General features: G+C 35.1%; 22 protein-coding genes. 12 read left to right on the top strand and 10 right to left on the bottom strand.

Annotated elements, in window-relative coordinates:
* The first annotated feature begins 181 nt into the window (after positions 1-181).
* Positions 182-1,165, top strand: coding sequence for a GMP reductase (gene guaC, locus AC1DCY_RS06355; RefSeq protein WP_477348495.1), 984 nt, complete (start codon positions 182-184; stop codon positions 1,163-1,165).
* A 285-nt stretch (positions 1,166-1,450) separates the two neighbouring features.
* Here guaC and AC1DCY_RS06350 read toward each other — a convergent pair whose 3' ends face one another.
* Together AC1DCY_RS06350 and AC1DCY_RS06345 are read right to left on the bottom strand one after the other, a co-directional pair.
* Positions 1,451-1,672 (bottom strand): phosphate-starvation-inducible protein PsiE, encoded by a 222-nt coding sequence (locus AC1DCY_RS06350; protein ID WP_477348493.1) that lies wholly within the window; start codon positions 1,670-1,672, stop codon positions 1,451-1,453.
* A gap of 96 nt (positions 1,673-1,768) precedes the next feature.
* Positions 1,769-1,915 (bottom strand): hypothetical protein, encoded by a 147-nt coding sequence (locus AC1DCY_RS06345; protein WP_477348491.1) that lies wholly within the window; start codon positions 1,913-1,915, stop codon positions 1,769-1,771.
* 408 nt (positions 1,916-2,323) lie between these two features.
* Between AC1DCY_RS06345 and psiE the strand changes: the two genes are divergently transcribed.
* Positions 2,324-2,779 (top strand): phosphate-starvation-inducible protein PsiE, encoded by a 456-nt coding sequence (gene psiE / locus AC1DCY_RS06340; RefSeq protein ID WP_477348489.1) that lies wholly within the window; start codon positions 2,324-2,326, stop codon positions 2,777-2,779.
* 19 nt (positions 2,780-2,798) lie between these two features.
* Here the strand turns inward: psiE and AC1DCY_RS06335 are convergent, their stop codons facing one another.
* Positions 2,799-2,945, bottom strand: coding sequence for a hypothetical protein (locus AC1DCY_RS06335; RefSeq protein WP_477348487.1), 147 nt, complete (start codon positions 2,943-2,945; stop codon positions 2,799-2,801).
* Positions 2,946-3,328: 383 nt separating this feature from the next.
* Between AC1DCY_RS06335 and AC1DCY_RS06330 the strand changes: the two genes are divergently transcribed.
* Positions 3,329-4,336: an HAAS signaling domain-containing protein gene (locus AC1DCY_RS06330; protein ID WP_477348485.1), complete on the top strand. Its 1,008-nt coding sequence runs from the start codon at positions 3,329-3,331 to the stop codon at positions 4,334-4,336.
* A 439-nt stretch (positions 4,337-4,775) separates the two neighbouring features.
* Entirely contained in the window at positions 4,776-5,915 is a 1,140-nt protein-coding gene (locus AC1DCY_RS06325; RefSeq protein WP_477348483.1) for a SpoIIE family protein phosphatase, read from the top strand.
* A 71-nt stretch (positions 5,916-5,986) separates the two neighbouring features.
* Here AC1DCY_RS06325 and AC1DCY_RS06320 read toward each other — a convergent pair whose 3' ends face one another.
* The 3 genes from AC1DCY_RS06320 to AC1DCY_RS06310 all read right to left on the bottom strand — a co-directional run bounded on the left by AC1DCY_RS06320 (position 5,987) and on the right by AC1DCY_RS06310 (position 9,872).
* Positions 5,987-6,826, bottom strand: coding sequence for a CheR family methyltransferase (locus tag AC1DCY_RS06320; protein WP_477348481.1), 840 nt, complete (start codon positions 6,824-6,826; stop codon positions 5,987-5,989).
* Between the two features lie 4 nt (positions 6,827-6,830).
* Entirely contained in the window at positions 6,831-9,575 is a 2,745-nt protein-coding gene (locus tag AC1DCY_RS06315) for an ATP-binding protein (RefSeq protein WP_477348479.1), read from the bottom strand.
* 141 nt (positions 9,576-9,716) lie between these two features.
* On the bottom strand, positions 9,717-9,872 hold the full coding sequence (locus tag AC1DCY_RS06310) for a hypothetical protein (protein ID WP_477348476.1): 156 nt from the start codon (positions 9,870-9,872) through the stop codon (positions 9,717-9,719).
* Between the two features lie 196 nt (positions 9,873-10,068).
* Here AC1DCY_RS06310 and AC1DCY_RS06305 point away from each other — a divergent pair, with 196 nt between their 5' ends.
* The 5 genes from AC1DCY_RS06305 (at position 10,069) to AC1DCY_RS06285 (ending at position 13,959) form a co-directional block, all read left to right on the top strand.
* Positions 10,069-11,259, top strand: coding sequence for a M14 family metallopeptidase (locus tag AC1DCY_RS06305; RefSeq protein ID WP_477348474.1), 1,191 nt, complete (start codon positions 10,069-10,071; stop codon positions 11,257-11,259).
* 233 nt (positions 11,260-11,492) lie between these two features.
* Positions 11,493-11,822, top strand: coding sequence for a PadR family transcriptional regulator (locus AC1DCY_RS06300; RefSeq protein ID WP_197142914.1), 330 nt, complete (start codon positions 11,493-11,495; stop codon positions 11,820-11,822).
* The gene (locus AC1DCY_RS06295; protein WP_477348472.1) at positions 11,819-12,226 is read left to right on the top strand and encodes a permease prefix domain 1-containing protein; all 408 of its coding nucleotides are present in this window, start codon (positions 11,819-11,821) and stop codon (positions 12,224-12,226) included. Before AC1DCY_RS06300 ends, AC1DCY_RS06295 begins: the two co-directional genes overlap by 4 nt.
* A gap of 3 nt (positions 12,227-12,229) precedes the next feature.
* The gene (locus tag AC1DCY_RS06290; protein WP_477348470.1) at positions 12,230-12,889 is read left to right on the top strand and encodes a hypothetical protein; all 660 of its coding nucleotides are present in this window, start codon (positions 12,230-12,232) and stop codon (positions 12,887-12,889) included.
* 38 nt (positions 12,890-12,927) lie between these two features.
* On the top strand, positions 12,928-13,959 hold the full coding sequence (locus AC1DCY_RS06285; RefSeq protein ID WP_477348468.1) for an alpha/beta fold hydrolase: 1,032 nt from the start codon (positions 12,928-12,930) through the stop codon (positions 13,957-13,959).
* On the opposite strand, the gene AC1DCY_RS06280 is transcribed toward AC1DCY_RS06285, so the two are convergent.
* A complete protein-coding gene (locus AC1DCY_RS06280; RefSeq protein WP_477348466.1) occupies positions 13,926-14,207 on the bottom strand; it encodes a hypothetical protein in 282 nt (93 codons plus the stop codon). The two genes, AC1DCY_RS06285 and AC1DCY_RS06280, sit on opposite strands and share 34 nt — an antisense overlap.
* Positions 14,208-14,291: 84 nt before the next feature.
* Here AC1DCY_RS06280 and AC1DCY_RS06275 point away from each other — a divergent pair, with 84 nt between their 5' ends.
* Both AC1DCY_RS06275 and AC1DCY_RS06270 read left to right on the top strand, forming a co-directional pair.
* Positions 14,292-14,705: a MarR family winged helix-turn-helix transcriptional regulator gene (locus tag AC1DCY_RS06275; protein WP_477348464.1), complete on the top strand. Its 414-nt coding sequence runs from the start codon at positions 14,292-14,294 to the stop codon at positions 14,703-14,705.
* A gap of 159 nt (positions 14,706-14,864) precedes the next feature.
* A complete protein-coding gene (locus AC1DCY_RS06270; protein WP_477348463.1) occupies positions 14,865-15,524 on the top strand; it encodes a hypothetical protein in 660 nt (219 codons plus the stop codon).
* A 61-nt stretch (positions 15,525-15,585) separates the two neighbouring features.
* Here AC1DCY_RS06270 and AC1DCY_RS06265 read toward each other — a convergent pair whose 3' ends face one another.
* A complete protein-coding gene (locus tag AC1DCY_RS06265) occupies positions 15,586-15,708 on the bottom strand; it encodes a hypothetical protein (RefSeq protein WP_477348461.1) in 123 nt (40 codons plus the stop codon).
* Between the two features lie 245 nt (positions 15,709-15,953).
* Between AC1DCY_RS06265 and AC1DCY_RS06260 the strand changes: the two genes are divergently transcribed.
* Entirely contained in the window at positions 15,954-16,670 is a 717-nt protein-coding gene (locus AC1DCY_RS06260; protein WP_477348459.1) for a DUF4386 domain-containing protein, read from the top strand.
* 6 nt (positions 16,671-16,676) lie between these two features.
* Here the strand turns inward: AC1DCY_RS06260 and AC1DCY_RS06255 are convergent, their stop codons facing one another.
* Together AC1DCY_RS06255 and AC1DCY_RS06250 are read right to left on the bottom strand one after the other, a co-directional pair.
* Complete coding sequence (locus AC1DCY_RS06255; RefSeq protein ID WP_477348457.1) at positions 16,677-17,252, bottom strand: Crp/Fnr family transcriptional regulator; 576 nt, start codon at positions 17,250-17,252, stop codon at positions 16,677-16,679.
* Positions 17,253-17,651: 399 nt separating this feature from the next.
* Positions 17,652-19,133, bottom strand: coding sequence for a malate:quinone oxidoreductase (locus AC1DCY_RS06250; protein ID WP_477348455.1), 1,482 nt, complete (start codon positions 19,131-19,133; stop codon positions 17,652-17,654).
* Between the last annotated feature and the right edge of the window lie 619 nt (positions 19,134-19,752).

Here is a 19,752-nt window from a genome sequence, read left to right as displayed (position 1 = left end):
TCCATACTATAACAACAAAATAGTATATCCTTATATTTCGCTTAATTCCTGTTCTTTCCTGCCGTTTTTTTATTTATTTAGATAAAAGCTTTGACATTTGCTCAAAAATAATGTAAATTACCAAATGACGAACGATTTAAATCAAAACTTAAAAAATATTCGTATTTTAGGAGTGTTTATAATGGATAACGTATTTGACTATGAGGATATTCAACTAATTCCCGCAAAATGTATTGTAGAAAGTCGCTCAGAATGTGATACTTCTGTTACTTTAGGCGGTCATACATTCAAACTTCCTGTTGTACCAGCAAACATGCAAACAATTATCGACGAAAGTCTTGCTGCGAAGCTTGCTGAAAACGGTTACTTTTATATCATGCACCGTTTTAATCCAGAGACACGTATCAATTTCATCAAAGATATGCAAGGTCGTGGATTAATTGCATCTATTAGTGTTGGTGTAAAAAATGAGGAATATCCTTTTATTGAAGAATTAGCGGCTGCTAATTTAGTGCCTGAATTTATTACAATCGATATTGCACATGGTCATTCAAATGCTGTCATTCGTATGATTCAACATATCAAAAAACATCTACCAAATAGCTTTGTGATTGCTGGTAATGTAGGAACACCTGAAGCAGTACGTGAACTTGAAAATGCTGGTGCAGATGCAACAAAAGTTGGTATTGGACCAGGTAAAGTATGCATTACTAAAATCAAAACTGGTTTCGGTACAGGTGGTTGGCAGCTAGCCGCACTACGCTGGTGTGCAAAAGCTGCAACGAAGCCTATTATCGCTGATGGTGGTATTCGTACACATGGTGATATTGCAAAATCTGTTCGCTTTGGTGCTTCAATGGTGATGATTGGATCATTATTTGCAGGTCATGAAGAGTCACCTGGCGAAACAATTGAAATCGAAGGTAAAACTGTGAAGGAATACTTCGGATCTGCTTCTGAATTCCAAAAAGGCGAGCGTAAAAATGTTGAAGGTAAAAAGATGTTTGTTGAACATAAAGGCAGCATCAAAGATACTTTAATCGAAATGCAGCAAGACCTTCAATCATCTATTTCCTACGCAGGTGGCAATAAACTTGATGCCATTCGAAATGTAGATTATGTAATTGTGAAAAACTCTATTTTTAATGGAGATAAAGTATATTAACAACTAAGGAAACCCAACCAAGAATGGAGCATATTCTTGGTTGGGTTTTTCTTTTGGTTTCGTTTTTCTATTCTGTAGGAGTTTTATATAGGGCAAATACTGAGCGATTTTGGTTCTTACCTAATCAGTTCTTCGGGCTAACCTGAGCAGTTTTGACTTTTACCTGATCAGTTCTTCAGGCTACCCGAGCAGTTTTGACTCTTGGCTGACTGTTCTTTATTTTAAAATGTAGCTTTCCAACAAAAGAAAAAATGCTACCAATTAAGAGTAGCATTTTCCTAAAGATTATAGCTTGTTAATAACAGCGTGGATCGTTTCTTTTAATTCTGCATCATGATCAGAAAGGTCTACAAGGTTTGCTACACGCTCACGTAATACTGGACGTTCAATTACAAGCTTTTCATCAAGAACTTGTACTAGTAACTCGATAACAAGACGATCACGTACGATCAATGCTTCCTCTAAACGCTCTGGTGTAATTTTTCCTTTTTTTGCTGCATTAGCCATTTTAAAAACCCCTTTTGAATTTTATATTCATGCACATCTATTTTAGCATACAGCTAATTTATTTTGAAAACTTTCTTTCGCGATTATATAGGCTCATCACCATAACATGTGGTTGATTTCCGTTCCGACTGGGCGCTTTGTAGCTGTCGCTTTGCTTTCGCTACAGAAAACATTTGCCGCTGACGCTTCGCTTTCGCACAGAGCAGAGCTTCCTGGGGGCGTCCGATGAGCCGCTTGGGGCAACAGATGTTTTTTTGCGCGAAAGCGTAGTGCTAACGTAGCGTCAGCAACATGTTTTGACTTTGCGAAAGCGTAGTGAAACGTAGCGTCAGCAACAGCAGGATGTTGGTCACGAAGGCGTTATCACAGGACGTGATGCTTTTAGCCTTTGTTCCTCTATATCGCTGATCCCCAAGGAGTCGCCCAGCCTTCACTCCAATCAACCTATATACTTAACATACGTTTTAACAAATATCATCCACAGCTTTTGGTGATAATCCAATATATACCAAACCTTTACAAATTAAACCTAATACATTTACGATAAAATGTTATATTCAAATCATAAAACGATGACGCTCAACCATATGATTATGTGTTATTTAGTTTTTTATATTCAATTAAAACGATTTACAAGATTGGAGGATTTCGATGAACCAAAAGAACACGACTTATTTACAATTAATTAAGGCTATACCTAAGTCTTTACAATTGTTTTTAAATGTTTGCCTTGTACTTTTAGCACTTATTTTATCCTTCCTACTTTGCAAAGAACTCATCCAATTTCTTAAAATTTTAATTTTCAACAACGATGGCGGAGACTATAAGCTTTTCCTCGCTAATATTCTTATTTTCTTTTTGTATTTTGAATTTATCACTATGATTATTAAATATTTTAAAGAGAATTATCATTTTCCACTAAGGTACTTTATATATATAGGGATTACGGCCATGATTCGATTAATTATCGTAGAACATGATCATCCCATTAACACCTTAATTTATTCACTTATTATTTTAATATTAATTGTAAGCTATTTTATTATTAATATTACGCCGCTGGAACGACCTGTACGCTCATCACTCTTTATGAAAAAAGAACAATAGCTTTATACTATTAATCTTCCTAAAATGCTGTAATGCAAGTTGGTTTATCAAGGACAAAGAAGAAAGTTGGCTGTGAACTACCCATCCTTCCTGGATAAGCACCAACCACAATATCAACAAAATGTAAAAAATCCTCTTCCTTCAATAATTTTTCAACGACTTTCATGTACATCCCCATCCTACACTAAAATTATTTTAAGGCACGTCTTTTCATAATTTTTTTACATTAATTTCAGCTCTTGATAATAACATATATTACCACATACAAATGGTACTGTATGTTGACAGTATTAAAACTTGAGGTAGGCTGGTGGAATATTAGTGCTTGTTGGTTTTGCATACCTTTTTTAGCTATACCCTTTCAGCTTCTCGAGCAAGTCGGCAGTAACTGAGTACACTATTCTCGTTAGCTCGTTGATTAGGGCATCAGGGAGTGATTACAAAGTGGGATACAACTAAAGGTAAAGCATAGAAAAATGATGTGAGCACACATATGGCTCAACTAAAAAAGGAATGGACTGCATGAATTATTGAAGGGAGACGGAAAGAGTGAATCTGATTGATGCATATATTCATGAAGTAACTAAAAGGATAAGCAAGGATAAGCGTGATAAAATCAGTCTAGAACTAAAATCTACTATTGAAGATATGTTACCTGAAGATTATTCAGAATCAGATATAAAGGACGTTCTTAATAAACTCGGTAATCCTGTAGAAGTTGCAGCAAGCTATCAAAAAACACCACGCTTTATAATTGGTCCAGAAGTGTTTGACACTTATATTAGGACAATAAAAATAGTTATTCCCTGGGCAATTTTAATTACAATTATTGTACAGATGATAGAAAGTATTGTGCTTTATAACGGAGAAGGTGCACTCCTAACTGCTATTATTAACACTATTTCTATAACTATCTCTCATATTATTTCAGTAATCATTTACGTACTGTTCTGGATTACGGTTGCTTTCATTGTCATCGAACGATCTGAAGGAAAAAACGTTCGAATCCCCCTTATTAAAAATAATCCAGAATGGACACCGGATGATTTAGCAAAAGTTAAAATAATCCCTAAAGAAAAAACGATTTCACTGAATGATAATATTTTAAGCTTCTTAGGCATTGCTATTTTCTCCTTTGCCTATTTTAATGCTAATTACCTTTTAGGAATCTATACTTCTCCCAATAAAGGCGGGTTGAAATTTGTTATGCCTATATTCAATCAGGATGTCTTACTGTCCTTCGCTCCAATCGTTTTATGTTGTATCGTTTTAAGTGTCGCTTTAACATTATGGAAATTGAAGGCTGGTCAATGGACAATGTTAATCGCCGTAACTAATGCACTTCTTCAATGTACAGGAGTCATTGTTTTTATCCTCATGGCTATTCATCCTGACCTCATACACAGTCCAGCCGTACCTTATATTGCTGCAATTACGGGAACGACCTCTGCTAAGATTTTGTTTGCTATAGACAGAATTTTATTCATAAGCATTGCTATTGCCATCATCGCAAATGCATTTGATATTTATAATGGCTTTAAAAAGGCTAGAATTTGAAAAGAACTAGAAATTTTGAGAGCTGACTCTTTTTTGTTGGCTCTTTACTTATTCATATATTTATCGCCCTACTAAGATACTTCATCAATTATGCTTCGCCTAATTGCGTCCGGATTCGGCTTTGTGTTTAGGCCTGCAGATGTCTTTTGCGCGAAAGCGTAGTGCTAACGTAGCGTCAGCAGCATGATGCAGGTCAGTTAGCCTAAAATCCTTTAAGTACTCCTTTCCGATTTCCGTGACAAAGCGTAGCGACAGGTACAAGTGTTTAGGCACCCGCTGAAAAGTAACATAAACCCGCATTCATCTCATACTTACAGAGGTGGGAGACTTCTGCTGAAGGAAGTTAAAATACCGTTATTCTCTAATGTTTTGTATAATAATAATGTTAATACATTCATAATAATCTGCACTAATTCAAACAGAATAAGGGGAAATAATTATGACTATTCTTCTTGTAGATGACAATCAGGTCAATCTATTTGTCATTGAAAAAGTATTAAAAAATGCAGGTTATGATAACTGTGTTTCTCTAACATCTGCCTATGAGCTTTTTGATTATTTACAGTTAGATGCACCAAATCCAACAGGAAATTCAGTGGATTTGATTTTATTAGATATTATGATGCCTGAAATCGATGGCATTGAAGCCTGTAAACGTATTAAGCAAAATAAACGATTAAAAGATATTCAAATTATCTTTGTCACAGCTCTAGAAGATAAAAACAAACTCGCAGAAGCACTTGATATCGGAGGAGTAGACTATATTACAAAGCCGATTAATAAAACCGAGCTTCTTGCTAGAATTCGAGTTGCTTTACGATTGAAGGCTGAATTAGATTGGCATACTCAGCAAGAAAAGAAAATACAATACGAATTAGATCTAGCAACACACGTACAAAGAAGCCTTTTGAGCGCTCCTTTAAATGAGGCTAATATTCAAATAGAAGTATCATATCTACCTTCTTCTAATTTAGCAGGGGATATGTATTATTGGCATAAAATAGACGATCACCGATACGCCATCATTTTGCTTGATATGATGGGACATGGTATCCCTGCAGCACTTGTTTGTATGTTTATTTCCTCTGTCCTAAGAGAAGCCGTTAAACAATTAGTAGATCCTGAATTAGTTATAAAAGAGTTAAACCGATATATGACACTTTTGCGAAACGGAAATGAGGACAATCTATTTTATTTCACAGCTATTTATTTAGTTATAGATACTGAACAAAAAATAATTGAATATGTGAACGCTGGTCATCCTTCTGGCTATGCTCTAGTTGATAAAATGACGCTCGTACCATTAAAACGAGGAAGCTGTGCAGTCGGCTTTTTCGATGAGATTGACGTGCAAAAGCAATTTATTCAATACAATGAAGATGTGCAAATTATTTTATATACGGATGGTGTGTTAGAGGCAATGGGACCATGTGAAATGGAATCCGAGAAGCATTTACAAACGCTAATATCTACGAAATGGGATTATTCTCAACGTCTGATCGACAATTTATTACCTAAGGAGAAACAAGAGAATCAATCAGAGGATATGTGTGTATTAAATATTCAAGCACAGGCTTAAAACTACATAAGATAGGGCTGTTACCTAAGTCTCTACTGTGGAGAAACCTTGGTAACAGCCCATTTTTCATCTCACTCTATCTTCTGATATATTTTTTCATTGCCTACGATTTCTTTATATTTTGGAATAATATCTTCAAATCGTATCGTCTCCTTATCTCCTAAGCATAAAAAACCATTATTACTTAGGCTTTCGGAAAACAAATGATGAACTTTGTTTTGTAACTCAGATGAAAAATAAATTAAAACATTTCGGCACATAATGACATGAAATTCATTAAACGATTGATCTGTTACTAAATTATGCTGTGCAAATATAATGTTTTTTAACAGTGACGGATGGAAATAAGCATATTGATAATCTGTTTTATAGTATTCGGAAAAAGCATGAATGCCACCAGCAAGCATATAGTTTTTAGTATATGCCTGCATTTTATTAATCGGAAATACTCCTTGTTTTGCCTTTTCCAATACTTGTTCGTTCATATCCGTAGCGTAAATAACGGCTTTATCCATTAACCCTTCTTCCTGTAGCATAATAGCCATAGAGAATACTTCCTCTCCTGTGGCACATCCTGCGTGCCATATCCGAATTTCAGGGTAATCTCTTAAATACGGTACAACCTCTTGGCGAAAAGCCTTAAAAAAACTAGGGTTACGGAACATTTCAGTAACATTTATAGAAAAATCGTTCAATAGTTGCTCTAAAAATCCTTTTTCGTGTATTGCTTTTTCAAGTACACGAGAAATCGTTGGGATATTATTCATCCTCATCCTATTATCAATTCTTCGTGATATAGAAGAGCGATTATACTGTCGAAAATCAAATCCTGACAAACGATAAATTGCCTCGAGTAATAAATCAATTTCTAAATCTGTCTGCGTTTTTTGCTGCAAAGGAAATTGGTCCATCTTATTAACTCCCTTTAGAAACTAGCCATACTCTTAAAACGGATATTAATTGATCTAAATTTAATGGCTTACTAATATAATCTGAAGCACCAGCCTCTAATGATTTATCTCGATCATTTTTCATGGCCTTTGCTGTTAAAGCGATAATCGGTAAATCCGTAATCTCCAGTTGTTTGCGTATAATCGACATCGTTTCATAGCCATCCAAATTTGGCATCATAATATCCATCAGAATAAGGTCAATCTCATCATTAGATTGCATAATATCTAAACACTCTATTCCATTTTTTGCAACTAAGATATTCATGCCTCGTTTTTCGAGTGCATTTTTTAATGCATATATATTACGATAATCATCATCTACAATTAAAATATTCTTCCCTTGAAAAACTTCTACCTCATGTTGAGAGAATTCCTGAATTTCCGATAGCTGCTCTTGCTCTTCTAACTCAAGTTCTTCATTAGTAGCCCCTACCTCATGAATAGCAAGTTCAAGGTATTTTTGCTCCTCAATTCCATTTGGCAAGCTTGGGATTGTCAGTGTAAATGTACTGCCTTGCCCCTCTTCACTTTGTAAAGAAATCCAGCCACCAAGTAATCTTGCAAGCTCTTTACAAATGGACAAACCAAGACCTGTTCCACCGTATTTACGCACTGTTGCCCCATCAGCCTGTTGGAATGATTCAAAAATTAGCTGATGCTTATCCTTCGGAATCCCTATACCTGTATCTGAAACTGTGATTTCTAACCAGTCAGCACTAATATCCTGCATATTATTTGTTAGCTGTTCTTGACCAAGCTGTTTAATTTTAAGATTAACAGAGCCTTGTTCTGTAAATTTAAAGGCATTTGATAATAAATTTTTCAATATTTGCTGGAATCTTTTTTCGTCCGTATAGAAAACATCCGTTACATTTTTATCTTTCGAAATATGGAATTGCAGATTGTTTTTCATTGCTACGGGTGCAAAGGTTTGCTCGATTTGAACAGGAACCTCACTCATATTCATTTCACCAAAACTAATATCTAGCTTGCCTGCCTCAACTTTTGATAAATCTAAAATATCGTTAATTAACACAAGCAAATCTTCTCCCGAAGAATGGATAACCTGTGCAAATTCAGCATCCTCTTCTGATAAATTGCTTTGGCTATTTTCGGCTAACATTTCAGATAAAATTAATATGCTATTCAGTGGTGTTCGTAATTCATGTGACATATTGGCTAAAAACTCAGATTTATACTTTGAATTTAGTAATAGCTGTTCCGTACTTTCCTCTAATTCTTTTTTAGCTTGTTCTAATTCTCTCGACTTTAACTCTGCCTCTTTTGTTCTTTCTTCCAATTGTTCATTAATCATTGTCAGTTCTTCTGTTTGCATCTGCAACTCTTCTGATTGTGCCTGAAGCTCTTCAGATTGCACCTGTAATTCCTCTGTCATAGCTCTTGATTCATTTAATAAACGGACAATTTCCATACGCCCTAGGACACTATTGATCGTTAATCCAAAGGTTTCGATAACTTGTTTCACTAATTGCTGCTGTAACTCATTAAAGCCAGTCATTGTAGCTAATTCAACGACAGCTATGACTTCATTTTCAAATATAATAGGGACGATAAAAATACTTTTTGGTGGTACTTCCCCTAAACCAGTGCCTATTAAACGGAACTCTTCTGGAATATCGTTATAAATTAAAATCTTTTTTTCTAAAGCACATTGTCCGATTAAGCCCTGTCCCAGTTTAAAGCTCTCAATTCCAACGTCATCCCTTGTATCAGCAAAAGCAGCTTTTTTTACAAACTGTATGTTATTATCAGTAGTTTCACGAACATAAAATGCACCAAGAGAAGACTGCGTTTTTTGCGCTATTTCCGAAAGAAAGGTTTCAGCTAATTTGGTGATGGCTGAAATACCTTGATATTTCGTGACAATTTCTGCGATATTCAGCTGTAGCCATTCTCTTCTCTCAAGCGTATCCAACAACTCATTTGTAGCAGCTGCAAGGTCATTGATCTCATCATTTGTTCTAACATGAATCCTTCCTTTCTGACTGCTCTTAGAAGCTGCGATTTCTTGAATCGTTTGCGTAACCTTTGTTAACGTTTTTACGATTGAACGAGAAATACCACTTGCAATGATAATCGCAACAACTGAAATAAATACAAGTATGCCAAGCAGTGTAAGTGTTACAATACCATTCCTTTTGTCCAACTCATTTACTTTAGCTTGCATAGTTGCAATTTCCGCTGAACGGAGTGATTCAAACTGATCTCGTACGGTTGCCATATCTTTGCGACCCATATCCACTTTATAGAGTTCATATAACGCTTCTGTATTGTTTTCTTTTTTAAATTTAATAGAAGGCTCTTCTGACGTTGTAATCCAATGCTCTATTGTCGCCTTTATCTCATTTAACTCCTGTTGTTGTGTTGGTTTATTTTCTAAAAGCTGATAAAGTTCATCAAAATCAGATTTCCAACTTTCACTAGCTTTGTTATAAGGCTCTAAATAGCTTGATTCACCTGTAATAATAAAACCCCTAAGGCTCGACTCCATATCTAAAATGTTTTTTTCAATGCGATTGGTTAGAGCATGTACATTTGAGTCATTCTTAATAATATAATTTCTTTCTTTTTGTAGAGAGGTAATTTGATTATTTAAGATGATCACTGATGCAAGTAAACAAAGTATGATAACAATATAGCCTAACGTAATTTTAGTTCGTATACCTATCTTAAATTTATTTAACATTTGTTTTCCTACCTTTATCTGTCATAAACTCTATAACTAGTATCATTGTACATCAAAAAGTAACAAAGTTTCTTCCTCTTAGGTTAAGAGAGTAATCTCTTTCCGAGAAATACTTAACAAAATTTACTTTGAAAGAGTTCATCACCATAACGTGGGGTTGATTTCCGTTCCGACTGGGCGCTTTGTAGCTGTCGGTTTGCTTTCGCTACAGAAAACATTTGTTGCTGACGCTTCGCTTTTGCGCAGAGCAGAGCTTCCTGGGGGCGTACGATGAGCCGCTTCGCTGCAGGGTCTCATCTGTGACGCTAATCCCCAAGGAGTCGCCCAGTCGGAACGAAGATCAACTTTTATTCATTGAATACGTTTTAACAAATGTCATACCTAACTTCCGGTAATGATCCATTAAAAGTTAATAAGTCTCATATTCTTTTCATATACATATTATATTGGCCAATTTTTCCAAGGCATAATTGATATTAAGGAGAGAACAATTGTGGACATTTACGTAAGACCAGGGGATTCTCTTTGGCGTTTCAGTGAAGTGTTTAAAATACCTCTTCAACTAATTATAGATTCGAATCGAAATATTAAATCTCAATTTTTAAGGGTCGGACAACGCATTCGAATTCCAGGGTTTGTGACAGTCAATTATCAAATCAAACAAGGAGATACGTTTTGGCAAATAGCCCAAAGTAGAAATCTCCCATTAGGAGCTATCTTGCTTGTCAATCCCGGTCTTAATCCAAATCAATTACACATTGGACAGACAATTCGCATTCCCCAACGAATCACATGGAGGCTCGTCAATGGTAAACAAAATTATTCTTACACGATTATGATGAATGATATCAAAAAGCTACTCGATGCTTATCCATTTCTACAAAGCTCTACGATAGGACATTCTGTTTTACAGCATGAAATTCCAGAGCTTCTTATCGGGAACGGAACTAAGCGTGTCCATTATAACGGCTCCTTTCATGCGAATGAATGGATTACGACTCCGATTATTTTAACTTTTATAAACGACTACCTACTCTCACTCACCAATCAAAGTACAATTCGCGGTTTATCTCCATTACCACTTTACCAGCAAACAACCCTTTCTATAGTTTCAATGGTCAATCCCGATGGTGTCGATTTAGTATTACAAGGACCACCTAATGACGACGCATTAAGAAATCAGCTTATTACTTGGAATAACGGTAGCACCGATTTCTCAGGTTGGAAGGCTAATATAAATGGTGTCGATTTGAACGATCAGTTTCCTGCAAAATGGGAGCTCGAACGTGCACGAAATCCGAAAGCACCTGGACCAAGAGATTTCAGTGGACAACGACCTTTGTCCGAGCCAGAGGCCATTGCTATGGCTGACTTAACAAAAAAACGCGATTTCGCCAGAGTTCTTGCGTTTCATACACAAGGTAGAGTGATTTATTGGGGTTTCGAAAATCTCGAACCACCAGAGTCAGAAATCCTTGTTAATGAGTTTAGCCGGGTCAGCGGCTACGAGCCTATCAATTCAGCAGGCAGTTATGCGGGCTATAAAGATTGGTTTATTCAAGATTGGCGTAGACCTGGCTTTACTGTTGAGTTAGGTAGTGGTACAAATCCACTTCCACTCAGCCAATTCGACGACATCTATGAAGAAACATTAGGTATATTCCTTGCAGCATTGTATATGTAATAAAATGAGCCGTGTGAAAACAAATTATGAAATCGAAGTAACCATCACAATTCAATGCTAAATAAATATCTCCAATCCCCTTTTACTTCTAAAGTGAATGGGGATTTTTTAACCCCTAATAATTACACCCGACAAAAAACTGGACGTATTTGGAAAAATTACTTTGACAGGTAGAGTAATGTTTGCTAATATTACTCTAACAGATAGAGCAATAAAAATTAAGTAGGTGACTTATGGTTCGAAGTGACATCATCCGCGGACACTTGGATTCCATTATTTTAAGGTTAATTTCAGAGAAAGACCGTTATGGTTATGAAATTTCTCAGGAAATAAGTATCCGCACAAATAATCGATTTCAAATTAAAGAAGCAACTTTATACGCAGTTTTTCAACGTCTTGAGAAAAAGGAAATTATTGAAGCCTATTATGGTGATGTTTCACACGGAGGCAAAAGAAAGTATTACCGTATTACCCCGTTAGGTAAAGCTTATTTAAATGAGCTAGTAAAAGAGTGGTCGGAAGTAAAAGAAATTATCGACTTATTTATGGAGGGCTTAGAATGAAAAAAATAAAAAATCATATTGATGAGCTTTTTAAAGACATTCCTCGTAATAAAGAAACAGAGATGGTGAAACAAGAAATCATTCAAAACCTTGAAGAAAAAGTATTTTATTTAATGGATCAAGGGAAAGAACAAGAGGATGCCATCAACAAAGCCATCGTGGAGTTTGGAGATATTGAGGATTTAAAAAAGGAATTAGGCGTGAAGGAGCCCGGAAAGAAAAACATGTCTAAATTAAATTTAGAATTCTCTATATGGGGTAGTGGCTTAATTATTGCATTTTTTGTTTTTATTAATCTTTACTATACACCAAATACAATTTGGGCAATCTATCCGATCTTCGCAATATTATGGTGGCCATTATCTATGTACTTCGTTTGGTCACGTAAGAAATGGAGTGAATAAAACATGAAAAACATTATTAGCTTTTCGATTGTAGGTAGTTTGATGACAATGATTTTTTTAGCAATCGTTAATTATACGACGTCACCTCAGGAGCTTTGGTTTATTTACCCATGCTTACTTGTTTTGCTATGGCCAATAACGCTATTCTTTATGTCTAAAAAAATGTATAAACAATATTCTCTTGTTTGTAGTGCCATGATTATTGCTTTTCTGATCATTGAAAATTATTTATACTCACCCGATTATATATGGTTCATTTATGCGGTTTATCCAATCATCTGGTGGCCAATTCTTATGTATTTAGAGGAAAAAGCAAAAACATTAAAAATTGCACTGATAGGCTGTGCAAGTACCATTATTTATTACTCCTTATTAAATATTATTTTATCCCATCCATACCCTTGGGCGATCTATCCATCATTTTTAGTAATTTGGTGGCCCTTAGCTTTATACCACGCGCAACGCAAAACGTTTGTAGCATTCTCTGTTACCGCTACAGTTCTTATCAGTATCTTTTTTATTACAGTAAATATTGTCTCTTCACCAGGCGTAATATGGGCGTTTTATCCAATATTTGTAGTCCTATGGTGGCCCCTTAGCATGTACTTTTATGTTTATAAAAGAAAAATGTACAATTCAACAACTCTTCCTAAAAAAGTCTAAAAATTTCGATTATATTTCACTTTCACAGAGGTAATTAGATGAAAAAGATAATGAAATTTATAAAATACACTGTAATAATTACAATCGTATTACTCATAACAGCGCTTTTATTCCCTACATGGACTTCCCATATTAAAGGTAATAACAGTGTAAGTGCATTAGAGCAAGTGAAGATAAATGGAAGTAATCATGAAGTTATGATTCGTGGCAAAGATAAAGATAATCCCGTTATTATTTTTGTCCATGGAGGGCCCGGATGTTCGGAAATACCGTATGCCAGTAAGTATCAAAACTTATTGGAAAACAATTTTACGGTCGTGAATTACGACCAAAGAGCAAGCGGAAAATCATATCATTTTTTTGAGGATTATTCTAATCTTTCGTCAGACTTACTCGTAGATGACTTATTGGCCTTGACGGATTATATATCAGATCGTCTTGGCAAAGAAAAAGTAATATTAATTGGCCATTCTTATGGTACGTATATTGCAACGCAAGCTGCCTCTAAAGCTCCTGAAAAATATACAGCCTATGTTGGAATTGGACAGATGAGTGATATAGTAGGAAGCGAAATTGACGGTTTGAACTACGTTATTCAGCAAGCAGAAAAAGCTGGCAATACAGATGATGTTCAATATTTACAAGAGTTAACTGAACAAATTAAAAATGGTGAGCTGTTAACTCCACGGAATTATGTTGCAAAATATGGTGGATCTTCGAGACTTATTGATAACCCTGATGGGAATATCATAAATATGTTATTCAGTCGTGAGTATAACTTATTAGATTTGATTCGTTACAACTATGGGCTTTCCAATTCTCAAAAAACTCTATTAGAGGAAGTAATGCAAAACCCATTACCTACTAAAGTAAAAAAACTTGAATTACCATTCTATTTTGTTATGGGTAAATATGATTATAACACTTCATCTAATGCAGCAAAAAAATACTTTGATATGATTGAAGCCGATAAAAAAGAATTTATTGACTTTGAACAATCAGCTCATTATCCACAATTTGAAGAGAAGGAAAAATTTTATGAATGGATGTGCGATACATTTTTGAAATAAATGGCACCATAACGTGTGTTTGATTTCTGTTCCGACTGAGTGTTTTGTTGTTGCTGACGCTTCGCTTTCGCACAGATAAAACATTTGTTGCTGACGCTTCGCTTTCGCACAGATAAAACATTTGTTGCTGACGCTTCGCTTTCGCACAGATAAAACATTTGTTGCTGACGCTTCGCTTTCGCACAGAGCAAAGCTTCCTGGGGGCATCCGAAGAGTCGCTTCTGTGTTTTACAATGACGAGAAATCAATTCCCTTAAGGATATCGATAGTAGCTCACATTATTTATTTACTATATAATTTAGTTATTAAATATTTTAATGGGCTGTGATACTATGTCAAAAAATGATCAATTGCACAATGTGGAAATCATTATGAAAGAGATGCTTGAAATACAGTATACATCGAAAATGTTTGTAAATCTTTTATCTGAGGGAGAATCATTATCTCAAAACCAGCTGATCCTCCTACTTCAACTAAAGATTAATGGTGGTATGAAAGCAACAGAAATTGCTGAATTCTTTAGTGTGACACCAGGAGCCGTTACATCGATGTGCGATAAGCTGGAAAAATTAGAATTAGTAGAGAGAGTTAGAGAGAAAGAAGATCGTCGTGTTGTAAAAATGATTTTAACTAATAACGGTGAATTGAAGGTTCAAGATTTATTTTTAAAGTTTCCACAGGAAAAACTGATAGACATGGCAACAATATTGCGTGAGGTTAATCAGTTAATGAAAAAAAATTTTTAGGATTTCATAAAATTGAAGTCCTTTTTTTATTGCCCAGAAAATATGCGAGAACTAATTTAACGCATTAGGTTCTTGACAAAATGAAGTTACATATACTTTAATTAATATATGTTTTAATAATTAAAATATATAACAATTAAATTATACGAGGTGATTCTTTTGATTCAAAAACAACGCACGGTAACTCTTACAAATGGCCATATTACAGATTTAGCAGCAGATTGTGAGCAATTAAATATCCGTGGATTCGTTACTTTACATCAAGAGGTACGTGTAAAAAAAATCTCTACTCATGGTCATAGCTCTTTTCATTCCCGCGTTAAAGCACAGATTTTAAATAGTACAGGATCCTGTACTCTAAAAGATTTTTGTGAAATTAATGAGATGAAAAGTGCCGGGAGCTTAAATATGCGTAATGGGCAAGTAACAAAATTGAATAGTTCTGGGAAGTTGACCATTGAACAAAATTTAGAGGCTGAAACTGTAGATGCAATCGGTATTGTGAAAGCAACAGAAATACTAGCCAAGCTTTTTCATTTAAAAACGTCTGGTGAAAGTAAAATTGGGGAACTTATAGCAGATGAAATATGCATAGAAAAGGATAAAATCTCTGTCCTTCCATTATTAAAGAAAAAATTAATTTGTCATTGTATAAAAGGAAAAAATGTACGTCTTTCCGATACAAATGCGGAAATTGTGGAAGGAGATGTTGTCATCGTGGGAAGTAATTGTAGAATAAAAACACTTTATTATATGGATAGCTATTCAATCGCTCCCAATGCTAAAGTGCAACAAATTGTACGGAGGGAGAAGGAATGATTTTAAAAAAATTCGTTCAGATCTTTTTTTGCTCGCTGGCACTTCTTGTGTTATCTGTCCTCTATGTTGGTTTGGTCTTAAGTGCATTATTATCAATACTAGCAGGTATTTTGCGAACATTTGGCCTTGAACAAATAAAGATGGGCATTTGGTATGGCGTTGAGCTTCCAGTCATCTTCAGCATTCCCCTAGCCCTCCTTGTATCCTTACTCCTGTTTTGTTGCTCAATATATGTTAAACGCTCTGCCCTATTCTGCCTTTCGAAGATTAGGTATTAACATCGAAAAGTACATCTTTTGGTTAATCAAAAGATGTGCCCCTTGCCGTTGTGATTGCAAGAATCTTAATATTTTTATTCCTTGATTTAAGTCAATGCTGCATCATGATCATCCTTTTAAAATTAAAACAACACTAAAAGGAGGATTTGATATGGATACAATACTACTCGGACATTCCAACCGACGAAAATCGGCTTTAATTGGAGGAACTGCTCTCATCATCCTGGCACTTGCCGCATTTTTTTCCTATGGATTTGTCCATGAAAACCTTGTGCTGCAAGGAGATGCCACTGCTACTTTTAATAACTTAAAGTCATCAAATACACTTTTCGAAGCTGAAATTTTCGGTTGGGTGATCATCTTAATTACTGACATTATAGTTACCTGGGCGTTTTATACTTTTTTAGAGCCCATTAATAGAAGCCTTGCATTGCTCGCAGCATGGTTCCGCCTCACCTACACGACTATATTAGGCGTTACCATTCTAAACTTAGTCTTTGTATTACTTCTTTCTAATGGCACAGATAATTTTTCATTTAATAGTGATCAACTTCAGGCACATGTCATGCTTTTTCTTAAAGCATTTGAAACAATTTGGGCTATTGATTTGATTATTTTTGGAGGGCATCTTCTGGTTATTGGCCTTATTGCTTTCAAATCATCCGAAATCCCTAAAGTCATTAGCATCTTATTGTTGCTTGCCGCAATAGGCTATATCATTATTAATGTTTTTATCTCGTTTTTTTCACAATATGATGAGGTTATTTCAATTCTTAAATTTATATTTAATGTACCCATGATTTTAGGAGAGTTGGGCTTTGGTATATGGTTGCTAATTAGAGGAGGAAAAGTCTCTAAATCTGTATAACATCCTCTAACATTTAATTCGCTTCTTAATTCTACTTAAAGATTCTGGCGTAATACCAAGGTAACTCGCCAATTGATGTTGGGGTACACGATCAGCTAAATAAGGTCGCTTCTGTAATAATGATTTATAGCGTTCTTCTGGTGTAGATGCAATAAATGAAGCTAATTCATCTTGCATCTCACCAAAGCTATGCTCAATCATCATGCGAGTCATTGCTTCCAATTGGGTATATTTGTGATACATATCTTTTTCAGTTTCAAGATCACCTACGACCAATATACAGTTCTCTAAACAGGAGAAGGTGTACGAGGATGACTTATCCTGTTTATGATGATTCATATTCGAAATGGCTTGTTCTTCTGTATAGAAATTAGATGTGACTTCCTTTCCAGCTTCATCTACAGCATGCTGCCTAATACATCCCTTTAATACAAAATAACATTTAGTTGGAACGTCTCCTTGTCTAAGGAGGATTGTTCCTTTTTTAAATTCCTCTATTTGTATCTCTTCAACAATCGCTTGTTGTTGTTCTTCATTAAGAGTCGAATACTTCATCATATACTTCATCAGTATTTTTCTCATCTTACTCTCCATTCAATTTTTTTCGTTAGATCATTGTGATTTTGTCATTAATTAATGCCTATTTAAATATATTAGTTAATATGTTCGGAAATTCCTACTACAGCTTATTTTAACTCATCATCAAAATTTGGGATGAAAATTGTTAAAGCATATGCCGTTGAATATAAAGCGATTGGAGTGGAGACCGGGTGACTCCTTGAGGATTAGCAGCTCATCGGACACTTCAGAGAAGCGCCCAGTCTGAATGGAAATCAACTGCACGTTACGGTGAAGAGCCCTATTTTTGGCAAAAACATGATTGAAATAAAAAAATAGAACCTTCAATCCAAAATTAGAATGAAGGTTCTTATTATATTTTGTAGAAACAAACGCTTAGATGCTTTGTTAGTACATCAGATTTTAATTTAAACGAAGCGCTTCGTCTGTTGATTCATTAACTTCCTTAAGAAGCTCTGGGTTTTCTGCTAATGACTTGCCATAAGATGGAATCATTTCTTTTAGTTTAGATTCCCATTCGTTAACATGTTGAGGGAAGCATTTATTGATTACCTCAAGCATAACGTGAACAGCAGTAGAAGCACCAGGAGAAGCTCCAAGTAATGCAGCGATTGAGCCATCAGAAGCACTTACAACTTCCGTACCAAATTGAAGCGTTCCTTTACCACCAGCTTCAGTATCTTTAATAACTTGTACACGTTGACCAGCTACAATAATATCCCAATCATCGCTCTTAGCATTCGGGATGAAATCACGTAGCTCTTCCATACGTTGTTCTTTAGATAACATAAGTTGTTGGATTAAATATTTTGTTAATCCCATTTCTTTAACCCCTGCCGCTAATAACGTTGTAATATTATGCGGTTTTACAGAAGCAAATAAATCCATATTTGAACCTGTTTTTAAGAACTTAGGTGAGAAACCTGCGAACGGTCCAAATAGTAATGATTTTTTGTTATCAATATAGCGTGTATCAAGATGCGGAACAGACATTGGTGGAGCACCAACTTTAGCTTTTCCGTATACTTTCGCATGATGTTGTTCAGCAACTTCTTGGTTTTTACATACTAAGAATAATCCACTGATTGGGAATCCACCAATATGTTTTCCTTCAGGAATACCTGATTTTTGTAGTAATTCTAGGCTTCCTCCACCAGCACCAAGGAAGACAAATTTTGCTGAATGGTATTCCATTTTACAGCCATTTTTGTCGTGCACTCGTACTTCCCATGAACCATCGCTAGTACGTTTCATGCTTTCAACACTATGGTTGTAGTTGATGTCAACGTCTTTATTTTTTAAGTGGTCGAATAACATACGTGTTAATGAACCAAAGTTAACGTCTGTACCAGTGTCAATTTTTGTCGCAGCGATAGCTTCATCTGCTGGACGATCTTGCATAATAAGAGGAATCCATTCCTTTAGTTTTTCTGGGTTATCAGAAAATTCCATACCTTGGAATAAAGGATTTTTTGTCATTGTTTCATGACGTTTTTTTAGAAACTCTACATTGTCTTTCCCCTGTACTAAACTCATATGAGGTAAAGGCATAATGAAGTCCTGTGGATTACTGATCAGTTTGTTGTTCACAAGATAAGACCAGAACTGTTTTGAAAGTTGGAACTGCTCATTAACTTTAATCGCTTTGCTAATATCGATTGATCCGTCTTTTTTCTCTGAAGTGTAGTTAAGCTCACAAAGTGCAGCATGTCCAGTTCCCGCATTATTTAATTCGTGAGAACTTTCTTCACCAGCTTTATCAAGCTGCTCAAACACTGTAATTTTCCAATCTGGCGCTAATTCTTTGAGCATTGTCCCCAAAGTTGCACTCATGATTCCGGCACCAATTAAGATAACATCTGATTTAATTTGTCTGTTACTCATTTTTACCTTCCTTATATATTAAGATTTGCAGAAAGGATGTAAGCTCTCCCACTTAGATGTCACAGTAAGCCTTAGAGTAACCTAGGAGTACACCTTTTCTGTATCAATTATTACCTTATTGCAGTGTATCATAATTACATAAAGATTAAAATATCAACTATCTATATGAGAGTTATGTGCATTTTTCGAGCCTTTTCCTTAATAAATCAAGAGAAAAACCTCCTATTCCACCACAAATAAGACTAACCTTTATTTAAGTTTTATGGAATAATTGACCTAAAATTGGCTAGCATTTTCATATAATAATGAGGATTTTTTAAATATTATATCTATATAATAACATAAAAATATGGAACCAGTCTTGTTTTTGCACCGGCTCCACTACATACGAAAAACACCGAATTTTTCCAATACTTTCTAGTGTATTATTTCTTTTTTTATTCTAACCAAAAAATCAAATCTCATCCTATTTTAAACTGTACCCTATAAGATAGACACTTTGAAAAAAGTCTATCCTATAGGGTACTTTTGTTTATAATGAGAAAAAAGATGTCGGAGCGAAATGAAATGACGAAAAGATTATTTACTAAAAAAGAGCAAGAACAACTAAACTGTAATC

This window comes from Lysinibacillus sp. 10T31 (assembly GCF_056394365.1).
The sequence above is the reverse complement of the archived record's forward strand: the minus strand, read 5'-3'. Positions and strand labels throughout refer to the sequence as shown.

Bases quoted from the DNA above. Each gene is read 5' to 3' on its own strand.
- guaC (WP_477348495.1), top strand. From the start codon at position 182: ATGGATAACGTATTTGACTATGAGGATATTCAACTAATTCCCGCAAAA.
- AC1DCY_RS06350 (WP_477348493.1), bottom strand. From the start codon at position 1,672: ATGGCTAATGCAGCAAAAAAAGGAAAAATTACACCAGAGCGTTTAGAG.
- psiE (WP_477348489.1), top strand. From the start codon at position 2,324: ATGAACCAAAAGAACACGACTTATTTACAATTAATTAAGGCTATACCT.
- AC1DCY_RS06335 (WP_477348487.1), bottom strand. From the start codon at position 2,945: ATGAAAGTCGTTGAAAAATTATTGAAGGAAGAGGATTTTTTACATTTT.
- AC1DCY_RS06325 (WP_477348483.1), top strand. From the start codon at position 4,776: ATGACTATTCTTCTTGTAGATGACAATCAGGTCAATCTATTTGTCATT.
- AC1DCY_RS06320 (WP_477348481.1), bottom strand. From the start codon at position 6,826: ATGGACCAATTTCCTTTGCAGCAAAAAACGCAGACAGATTTAGAAATT.
- AC1DCY_RS06315 (WP_477348479.1), bottom strand. From the start codon at position 9,575: ATGTTAAATAAATTTAAGATAGGTATACGAACTAAAATTACGTTAGGC.
- AC1DCY_RS06310 (WP_477348476.1), bottom strand. From the start codon at position 9,872: ATGAGACCCTGCAGCGAAGCGGCTCATCGTACGCCCCCAGGAAGCTCT.
- AC1DCY_RS06300 (WP_197142914.1), top strand. From the start codon at position 11,493: ATGGTTCGAAGTGACATCATCCGCGGACACTTGGATTCCATTATTTTA.
- AC1DCY_RS06295 (WP_477348472.1), top strand. From the start codon at position 11,819: ATGAAAAAAATAAAAAATCATATTGATGAGCTTTTTAAAGACATTCCT.
- AC1DCY_RS06290 (WP_477348470.1), top strand. From the start codon at position 12,230: ATGAAAAACATTATTAGCTTTTCGATTGTAGGTAGTTTGATGACAATG.
- AC1DCY_RS06285 (WP_477348468.1), top strand. From the start codon at position 12,928: ATGAAAAAGATAATGAAATTTATAAAATACACTGTAATAATTACAATC.
- AC1DCY_RS06275 (WP_477348464.1), top strand. From the start codon at position 14,292: ATGTCAAAAAATGATCAATTGCACAATGTGGAAATCATTATGAAAGAG.
- AC1DCY_RS06265 (WP_477348461.1), bottom strand. From the start codon at position 15,708: ATGCTGAAGATGACTGGAAGCTCAACGCCATACCAAATGCCCATCTTT.
- AC1DCY_RS06260 (WP_477348459.1), top strand. From the start codon at position 15,954: ATGGATACAATACTACTCGGACATTCCAACCGACGAAAATCGGCTTTA.
- AC1DCY_RS06255 (WP_477348457.1), bottom strand. From the start codon at position 17,252: ATGAGAAAAATACTGATGAAGTATATGATGAAGTATTCGACTCTTAAT.
- AC1DCY_RS06250 (WP_477348455.1), bottom strand. From the start codon at position 19,133: ATGAGTAACAGACAAATTAAATCAGATGTTATCTTAATTGGTGCCGGA.